Origin of the sequence: Mesorhizobium sp. M7A.F.Ca.CA.003.01.2.1 (assembly GCF_003998945.1) — a bacterium.
Taxonomy (GTDB): Bacteria; Pseudomonadota; Alphaproteobacteria; order Rhizobiales; family Rhizobiaceae; genus Mesorhizobium; species Mesorhizobium ciceri.
In genome coordinates, this window is the sequence record NZ_RZRA01001477.1 from 1 (window position 1) to 784 (window position 784).

The 784-nt window shown below is 61.9% G+C and carries 1 pseudogene; it reads right to left on the minus strand.

Features of this window, described 5'->3' with window-relative positions:
* Positions 1 to 784, minus strand: a pseudogene (locus EN969_RS33580) (phosphonate ABC transporter, permease protein PhnE); the annotation flags it as partial.

Below are 784 nucleotides of genomic sequence, written 5' to 3' on the forward strand. Positions count from 1 at the left end.
GCATGGTGCCGAGAAAGGCCATGACGATGGTCTGCAGGAGCTTCGTCCAGACATCGCCATGCTGCCACTGGGCGTTGTTCCAGATGTTGTCGCCGGCCAGCGCCAGATTTGACGTGCCCGGTTTCAGTTCCGGCCCGGAGACGATCAGCGAAGCGACTTCGCTTGCCGACTTGCCGAAGAAAGGCGAACGCGTGTCGAAGACGAAATTTGCCCAGCCTAGAAACCGCTTGCGTATCCTGACGCGGTCAACGGCGACGCGGGACTCGCCGGCAAAGCCCATGTCGGCGACCACCTCATCCTCATGCGCGGTGATCCAGCCGGGAACCGGTCCCGAGATCAGCGGCTTGCCGGTGCCGAGCGCGACCGCGACAGTCTCACCGTTGGCAGTTATCGTCGCTTGCGTCTTGGTGAAGGTGATCGACTTGGCGGTGCCGTCGATCAGGATCGTCACCGAACCATCGGCATTGGTCTTGACCCAGTCCGGATCCGGGTTCGGGCCGAGCACGGAGAAGCGTGGATATTTGGCAGTGATCTGCGGTTCATCGAGGCGGAAGATCGGCTGCACGTCGTAGCTGATCCACTGGGTCAGGAACAGCGGCAGGCGCTCCCAGTGCGATTCCCGCATGACCTGCGGCAGGTTGAAGAACCACAAGGCGTACAGCAGGTAGAGAAAGATGCCGCCAAGCAGCATCAGCGGCCCGAAGCGCTTGTGGAACGGCCGCTGGAACACCTGCGGGAAGCGCTCTTCGAACGACTGGATCTGATCGGCGGTCATTGGGGGCAT